We start from the raw sequence: 7,358 nt of genomic DNA, 5'->3' as shown, positions 1-7,358 counted from the left end.
CGGCGGTTCGACGCCTCGACATGCCCGCTCCCACAGAGGGCGTGCCAAATCAATGAATTATGTGCTGTTCCCAGAGAGCGGCCTTGTGTCAAAGCCGCCAGGGCGCACCGGCCTCGAAGCGTGCTTCCAGCCACGCCTTGAAGGCCCCCAGGGCGGCGGTGTTGAGGCGCGCGGTCGGCCGTACCAGGTAGATGCCTGCCGCCACATTCAGCTGCCATTGCGGCAGCACCCGCACCAAGCGCCCGGCGGCGAGGTCTTCGCCCATCAGCCAGTCTCCTCCGGCCAGAATACCCACGCCACGGCGCGTCGCCTCCAGCAGGGCTTCGTTGTCATTACTGCGCAAGCTGCCGGCAACCTTGACACTCCGCCAGGCGCAGGCGCCCACGTACCGTCGCCGCCCCTTCGGCCGCTTCCTGTTCCGCCTCGGCGATCAGCCGGTTGGCCTCGCGCACCTGGCCACCAGCCGCTCGCCTTCATCGGTAAAGCGCAGCTGCCGCGTACTGCGCTCCACCAGGCGAATGCCCAGGCGCGCCTCCAGTGCTCTCAGGCGCTTGGACAGCACCGTGGGGTGGTGCGGCGGCTGTCGAAGGCATCCATGGCAAGGCTCGGCACAAGGCAGTAGGGGCAGGAGTCAGGCAGTAAGGACCAGCGCGCCCTCCGACAACCCTTGCTCCAGGTCCCCGTGGACCCTGGCCGCTTCGGCCAGCGGGTAGCGACGCCAGACCCGAGGCTGGATGATACCCTCGGCGAGCACGGCGGCGGCGGCCTGCTCATCCAGCTGCGGCGGTAGCTTGACCAGGCGCTCAGCCGGGTACAGGCGGCCGCTGGCGTAACCGCCAACCGGGCCCATTGCATAGGCGACCCGGTCGCCCACCTGCACGCCATGTACCCCATCGCCGACGGCAATACAGCCAAGGTCAGCAGGACCCTCTGCGCGCGCCGAACCGCGCCAGCCTCGGTTATTTGTTAAGCTGATCGAAACCGTCAGAGATGACCAAGACCATTCGCACCATGGATGAACTACGCAAGATCGACCTCAACCTGCTGCTCGCCCTGCACGCGCTGCTGAGCGAAAAGCACGTGACCCGCGCCGCCCTGCGCCTGCACCGCAGCCAACCCGCGGTAAGCCACGCCCTTGCGCAGCTGCGCAAGCACTTCGACGACCCCTTGCTGGTGCGCCAGAACGGCCGCATGGCCTTGACCGCCCGCGCCCAATCGCTGGCCAAGCCGCTGCAGGACGCCCTGGGCAACCTCAACGGCCTGCTGGCCGCCCCACAGTTCGAACCGGCGAAGTCCCAACGTCGCTTCAGGCTCTCGCTGTCCGACTACTCCTCACGGATCATCCTGCCACCCCTGCTGCGCCACCTGCGCCAGGTCGCGCCCGGGGTGGACCTGGCCATCAGCCAGGCCAGCCGCGAAACCATGCTGGCCCAGCTGCTCGACGGTGAACTGGACCTGGCCCTGGGCATCTTCCCCGAACTGCCCCAGGCCATCACCGCCCAAGCACTGTTCGCCGACAACTTCATCAGCGTTGCCGATCGCCAGGTCCTGCCGGCCAGCGGTGGCCTGGCCCTGGCCGACTGGGTGGCCCGCCCGCATGTGCTGATGGCCATGCGCCCGGATGCCTTTGACGAAATCGAGCGCGCCCTGGCCGCCCAAGGCCTGCGCCGGCGGATTGCCCTGGCCTTGCCGCACTGGAGCGCGGCGGTCGAGGTGCTGGCTGGCACTGACCTGATCCTGACCGTGGCCAGCCGCGCCGTAGGTTCCCTACACCAGCACCCTGCATTGCGCCAGTTCGAGCCGCCGCTGGCGATCCCTTCGTTCGACTACCAGCAGGCCTGGCACAGCCGCAAGGACAGCGACCCCGGGCATCGCTGGCTGCGTGAAACCGTATGGGCCTGCAGCCAGCCGACACGTTGATCAACCCTCCGGCTGTCTCACCACGGCCGCGGCACTGGCCGGCGTGCCCGCCGCCCAGCTGCCTTGCACCAGCAGCACGCCACACAGGATCAGCACCACGCCCGCCAGCCTGGCCAGGTTGAGCGGTTTGCCCCCTAGTCCCATCACCCCGAAGTGGTCGGCGACCACCGCCGTGATGATCTGCCCCGCCACCACCAGCACCAGGAACCCCGCCGCACCCAGCTTAGGGGTAAGCGCAGCGGCACCGGCCACGTACAGCGCCCCCAGCACACCGCCTACCCACAACCACCAAGGCCCCTGCAAGGCCTTGCCCATGTCCGGCGCCGGCACCCTGAGGATCAGCAGTGCAGCGATCACCACCAGCGAACTTACCGTCAACGACGTGAACGCGCCCCACAACCAATGCCCCAGCGCCCGGCCGACGGCGGCATTACCCGCAGCCTGGAATGGCAGCACGGCACCGGCAAGCAACGCCAGGGCAAAGGGAAGCGCTAGCAGGCACAGGGTTTTGCTGGGCATGGCAATTCTCGTTCTCGACAAATGTTCAGACCATGATCGGCAAATTCTCTCTATCTATGGAAATCGAAAGTGTGCACCCACACTATTCGCTACATGGATACCATGCATGCGGTTCCTGCCGAGTCGGCTAGGATGCTGCCCAGTCACGCCCCCAGAAGCCCAAGCCGACGGGGGGCCGGCTGAAACCAGACCAGAACCGTATGTGATGGAGCACATTCGATGACAGATGAACGCACAACCCTGATCGACCATGGACAGTTGCCCACCCGCAACCTGGCCGAGTGCCTGGCAGTGGATCAAACGACCCTGGTCGGGGCATTGGCAGGCCAACTGCCCGACACACTGATCGGACCGTTGGTTACCTGTGCCGAAGCAACACGCTCGCTGGGCCTGTCGAAGAAAATCGCGGCCATCGGGCTTACCCTCGGGCAATGGCTGGAACCAGCCCCTGCGCCCCAGCGCCAGCAGGTGTTCGAGCGATGCAGCGCACACAGCGCCGATACGGTGCGCAGCTGGGCGGCCTTCGCCCAGGCGCACCTGTCGCGCACGCTCGATCTCGAGTCCGCTTTGCTGGCCCAGCTGCGTTTTGCCCGCGATGAACATTTTGGCGTGCGCGAATGGGCCTGGATGGCCCTGCGCCCTCACCTGGCTCGGGAACTGGATAGCGCCCTTGCCCTGCTCGCACGGCATGCCGGCGACAGCAACCCACTGGTACGACGCTTCTGCATCGAGGTACTGCGCCCGCGTGGCGTCTGGTGCGAGCACATCGCCGCGCTCAAGCTGATGCCGGAAGCGGCCGAGCCACTGCTGGTGCCCCGCCTGGCCGAAACCGACAAGTATGCCCAGGACTCGGTTGCCAATTGGCTCAACGATGCCAGCAAGACTCGGCCCGACTGGGTGATCCAGCTGTTCGAACGACATCCGCCGTCATGCAAGGCATCACGACGGATCCATACGCGGGCAACCCGTAGCCTGCCCCAATGAATGGTCAGCGCGAGGTTTCGACGCGCAGCACTTCGGTGTAGATCGCGTCGACCGTCTGGCCGACCTTGAGGTTCTTCATGCGTGCCTGCAGGTCAGGGTTCTCGACCTTGACCACCTGCAGCTTGCCCTCCGGTGGCAGCAGGCTCACCTCATGCGCCTTGAGGTCGATCTTCTTGATCTGCGAGGTCACCTTGACCTGGCGGAACGCTTCGCCGCCCGGGTTGGGGTTGTCCGCAGTGGCGCGGATGGTGCCGGACTCTTCAGTCGCCTTCGGCGCCCCGCCTACTTCGGGATTCAGCACATAGGCCACCGCACGGGTCACGTAGATGTCGACCTGGTCACCCACCTTGAGGTTGGGCAGCGCCTTGGCCTTTTCCGTGAGCTGGAAGGTCACATCCTTCTTGTCGTCGGGGCCTTTCACCGTGACCTGGCGGCTGGCCAGGTCGATGGCCGTGACCTGCGTGGTGACGTGGCTTTCCAGCGCCTCGCTGCCAATGGGAATACCGGCAGCCTGCACCATGAAGCTGGCGGTAGACGCCAGGGTGGCAAGGGCAACAGCACGAGCGAGAGAGCGAATTGGATTCATAGGCCTGCTTCCATGTAATCAAGACCGGATCGGTGCGTGAAATGTTCACGCGCCAACAAGCATAGCCCTTGGCTGCCACATTGCCGGGCCGCCACCTTGCAACAGCAAATGCGAATTCTTTACACTTGCTTTACATTTACAAATCATTACTATTCATTACCTCAAATACAACAAAGAGTCATTTGTAATGGCAAAAAAGTCCGTTGCCCCAGCATCCATTTCCATGCTGGGTCTGCTGGTTGTGCCTGCTGTTCACGCGGCTGTCCAACCTGAATCGCAGGGTTCCCTCGCCTTGCCCGCCACTGCCGTCACCAGCGCCTACGAGCAGCAAAGCTACAAGGCCAGCGAAAGTCGCAGCGCCATGAAGATCGACGCCCCGCTGCGCGACATCCCGCAAACCGTCAACGTCGTGCCCGAAAGCGTAATCAAGGACCAGGGTGCGCAGTCCATGGAGGACGTGCTGAAGAATGTGCCCGGCATCGGTCTGTCCAACGGCGACGGCCAGCGCGACCAGGTGACCATTCGCGGCTTCAGCGCCATTGGCGACATGTACATCGACGGCGTGCGCGACGACGCCCTGTACTTCCGTGACCTGTCCAACATCGAGCGGGTCGAGGTGATCAAGGGCCCTGCCGCCGTGCTCTATGGCCGTGGCTCTTCGGGCGGCCTGATCAACAGCATCAGCAAGAAACCGAGCTTCACGCCCAAGCGCGAGGTCGGCATGAGCTTCGACAGCGAAGGCAAGCGCCGCACCCAGTTCGACACCGGCTGGGCAGACCCGCAAAGCAACCAGGCCTACCGCGTGACCGGTGCCTTCGAAGACAGCGACACCTTCCGCGACGATGGCTACATCGACCGCAAGGCCATCGCGCCGTCGGCCTACTTCCGCCTCTCCGACGACCTGGAACTGAACCTGGGCGCCACCTACCTGTACGACAAGCGCCTGATCGACTTCGGCATCCCGGCGCTGGGCAACCGCCCGGTGGATGTGGATCGCGACAAGCGCTTCGGCTCCGGCGATGCCGATCAGGACTACGCCCGCAGCGAAGTGTTCTCGCTGACCGCAAGCCTGGACTACCGCATCAATGACGACTTCACCCTGACCAACACCAGCCGGTATTACCGCTACGACCTGGACCGCAACAACACCCTGGCCGACAGCAGCCCGACGCGCTTCGTCACCGCGCCCAACGGCGAACTGCTGGTCAAGCTCAACCGTGGCAACGTGGCCCGAGACGAGTACGGTGTGTTCAACCAGACCGAACTCAAGCAACAGGCGCAGCTTGCCGGAATGCAGCACAACTTGCTGTATGGCGTGGAAGTAGGCTTCCAGGACAAGCACCAGCGGGTGCTGAGCCAGAACAACGTTGCCCAGGTGCCGGTGTTCCGCGACGCCCTGGTGCCGGTGCCGGAGCACGGCGCCAACCTGTCGTCCAAGGGCACCAACTTCCAGCAGACCACCGGCCTGTATGTGCAGGACATGATCGAACTGAATGAGCACTGGAAGGCCTTGGTCGGTGTGCGTTATGACATCTTTGGCCAGGAGTACGACGACGACCGCGCGCAGAACGTCGACCTCGACCGTACCGACAAGACCTGGAGCCCACGTGCCGGCCTGGTCTACCAGCCGGATAACATCCAGTCCTACTATGTCTCGGTCAGCCGCAGCTACCAGCCTTCGGGCGAGGTGTTCGCGGTCAGTCCGACCAACCAGCACCTGGAGCCGGAAGAAACCACCAACTACGAACTCGGCGCCAAGTGGGACCTGCTCGACAGCCGCCTGTCGGTGACCGCAGCGGTATTCCGCCTCGAGCGCACCAACATGAAGACGGCCGACCCGGCCAACCCCAACCTGACCGTGCTGGCCGGCGAACAACGCACCGACGGTTTCGAAGCCACCGTCAGCGGGCAGCTCACCGACAAGTGGCAGATCTACGCTGGCTATGCCTATCTGGATGCCGAGATCACCAAGTCCAACAGCAAGACCAACGGCGTGGCTAACGAAGGCCAGACCCCTACCCTGACACCGCGTAACAGCGCCAACGTCTGGCTGGTGCGTACCTTGACCCCGGAATGGCGCGTGGCTGCCGGCGCCAACTACGTCGACGAGCGCTACACCGCACTCGACAATGTGGTGGTGATGCCGGGCTACACCACCTTCGACACCGCGCTGCTGTACAGCGTGCCGCAATGGGACGCCGCGCTGCGCCTGAAGAACGTGTTCGACCGCGACTACTATGCCTCCGCGCACGGTTCGGTGGACCTGATCACCCCGGGTGCACCGCGCACGCTGGAAGCCAGCTTCAGCTACCGGTTCTGATCCCCTGCCCCAAGGCGCAAGGCCTTGCTGTGGTGCAAGGCCTTGCGCTGCATCTGGTGCAATGCAAGCGTTCACCGCTTCGCTTGAATGCAATATCCTGCGCAGTGAATGGCACCGACTTTGCCGGTGTTCGCGGCGGTGCGCCGCCTCGACAAACCCGCTCCCACAGTGTGGACAGCACCTTGCTTGCGATCACAGCGTCCCGCCCCTCAGTAAGGAGAGCATATGAGCAACAAACCGAATCGCCCATACACACCTTGGGCGCTGACCACCCTGCTCGCCTTCAGCCTGGCACTCACCGCCGGCTGCTCCAGCAAGACCAGCAAGGCCCGCTACGCGACTCCCGCAACAGGCTCCAACTGCTTCGCCAAGGCGGTCCCCACCACCGGCGAAGGCGGCCTCGCGTGGGGCAATACCCTGAGCATTGCCCGGCAGAAATCGCTGAACAACTGCGTGCGTTATGCAAGCCGGTCAGGGGGCACACCGAAGACTTGCCAGGTGGTGATGGCCAAGTGCAAGAACTAAATATTTATAGACAAATTATAAAGTAAGACCTTTCTTACAAATATATCCGCACTGCTTCTCCTTCATGAGGAGCACTTGAGCAACATCCGACTCACCCAAATATACTCTTACACTTTCGACCTCGACTCAAAACGGCAGTCGAGGCATTGTCTTGTCATTGAAACTTGACACGCCCTATCCGTGGCAACCCAAAACAAGAACTTTCCTACAACATACAGCCCATCAAGAAAACCAGGGTACGGCACACCCGCGGGATATACGTCAATAACGCTTCAATATATCCCCATGAAATAGATAACAACAGGCTGACCAGCAATCAAGCAGGCCATTTTTATTTCGTGGGCAAGAAAGTTTGACACTGAGCAAGGAGCTCCCATGAACGACGCCTCCGTCAGCAGCGCCACCTCCGGCCCGGCCTGTAGCGCACGCATCCCCATCCTGCCGGTGCGCTATGCCATCGTGCCACGCACCGGCGATATGCCCGCCTGCCGCTATGCCGATGCA

The 7,358-nt window shown here is 63.4% G+C and carries 9 protein-coding genes; 4 read left to right on the top strand and 5 right to left on the bottom strand.

The window, feature by feature from the left end:
• Positions 1-88 precede the first annotated feature (88 nt).
• From M2S36_RS12885 to M2S36_RS12875, 3 genes are all read right to left on the bottom strand, one after another.
• Positions 89-385, bottom strand: a complete 297-nt coding sequence (locus M2S36_RS12885) for a LysR substrate-binding domain-containing protein (RefSeq protein ID WP_325175959.1) — start codon at positions 383-385, stop codon at positions 89-91.
• Between the two features lie 45 nt (positions 386-430).
• Positions 431-562 (bottom strand): LysR family transcriptional regulator, encoded by a 132-nt coding sequence (locus M2S36_RS12880; RefSeq protein ID WP_325175958.1) that lies wholly within the window; start codon positions 560-562, stop codon positions 431-433.
• A 69-nt stretch (positions 563-631) separates the two neighbouring features.
• Positions 632-880: a hypothetical protein gene (locus M2S36_RS12875; RefSeq protein ID WP_442969524.1), complete on the bottom strand. Its 249-nt coding sequence runs from the start codon at positions 878-880 to the stop codon at positions 632-634.
• 131 nt (positions 881-1,011) lie between these two features.
• Here M2S36_RS12875 and M2S36_RS12870 point away from each other — a divergent pair, with 131 nt between their 5' ends.
• Complete coding sequence (locus tag M2S36_RS12870; protein WP_207837832.1) at positions 1,012-1,920, top strand: LysR family transcriptional regulator; 909 nt, start codon at positions 1,012-1,014, stop codon at positions 1,918-1,920.
• On the opposite strand, the gene M2S36_RS12865 is transcribed toward M2S36_RS12870, so the two are convergent.
• Positions 1,921-2,439 (bottom strand): DMT family transporter, encoded by a 519-nt coding sequence (locus tag M2S36_RS12865; RefSeq protein WP_233688272.1) that lies wholly within the window; start codon positions 2,437-2,439, stop codon positions 1,921-1,923.
• Between the two features lie 219 nt (positions 2,440-2,658).
• On the opposite strand from M2S36_RS12865, the gene M2S36_RS12860 reads away from it, so the two are divergent.
• Positions 2,659-3,423 (top strand): hypothetical protein, encoded by a 765-nt coding sequence (locus M2S36_RS12860; protein WP_333957244.1) that lies wholly within the window; start codon positions 2,659-2,661, stop codon positions 3,421-3,423.
• 4 nt (positions 3,424-3,427) lie between these two features.
• Here the strand turns inward: M2S36_RS12860 and M2S36_RS12855 are convergent, their stop codons facing one another.
• The gene (locus tag M2S36_RS12855) at positions 3,428-4,009 is read right to left on the bottom strand and encodes a hypothetical protein (RefSeq protein ID WP_207837773.1); all 582 of its coding nucleotides are present in this window, start codon (positions 4,007-4,009) and stop codon (positions 3,428-3,430) included.
• A 187-nt stretch (positions 4,010-4,196) separates the two neighbouring features.
• On the opposite strand from M2S36_RS12855, the gene M2S36_RS12850 reads away from it, so the two are divergent.
• Entirely contained in the window at positions 4,197-6,329 is a 2,133-nt protein-coding gene (locus M2S36_RS12850) for a TonB-dependent receptor (protein WP_207837775.1), read from the top strand.
• A gap of 225 nt (positions 6,330-6,554) precedes the next feature.
• Positions 6,555-6,854: a hypothetical protein gene (locus M2S36_RS12845; protein ID WP_063914982.1), complete on the top strand. Its 300-nt coding sequence runs from the start codon at positions 6,555-6,557 to the stop codon at positions 6,852-6,854.
• Positions 6,855-7,358 lie beyond the last annotated feature (504 nt).

The sequence above is a fragment of the Pseudomonas sp. SF2 genome (assembly GCF_036858055.1).
Lineage (GTDB): Bacteria > Pseudomonadota > Gammaproteobacteria > Pseudomonadales > Pseudomonadaceae > Aquipseudomonas.
The sequence above is the reverse complement of the archived record's forward strand: the minus strand, read 5'-3'. Positions and strand labels throughout refer to the sequence as shown.

Bases quoted from the DNA above. Each gene is read 5' to 3' on its own strand.
- M2S36_RS12870 (WP_207837832.1), top strand. From the start codon at position 1,012: ATGGATGAACTACGCAAGATCGACCTCAACCTGCTGCTCGCCCTGCAC.
- M2S36_RS12865 (WP_233688272.1), bottom strand. From the start codon at position 2,439: ATGCCCAGCAAAACCCTGTGCCTGCTAGCGCTTCCCTTTGCCCTGGCG.
- M2S36_RS12860 (WP_333957244.1), top strand. From the start codon at position 2,659: ATGACAGATGAACGCACAACCCTGATCGACCATGGACAGTTGCCCACC.
- M2S36_RS12855 (WP_207837773.1), bottom strand. From the start codon at position 4,009: ATGAATCCAATTCGCTCTCTCGCTCGTGCTGTTGCCCTTGCCACCCTG.
- M2S36_RS12850 (WP_207837775.1), top strand. From the start codon at position 4,197: ATGGCAAAAAAGTCCGTTGCCCCAGCATCCATTTCCATGCTGGGTCTG.
- M2S36_RS12845 (WP_063914982.1), top strand. From the start codon at position 6,555: ATGAGCAACAAACCGAATCGCCCATACACACCTTGGGCGCTGACCACC.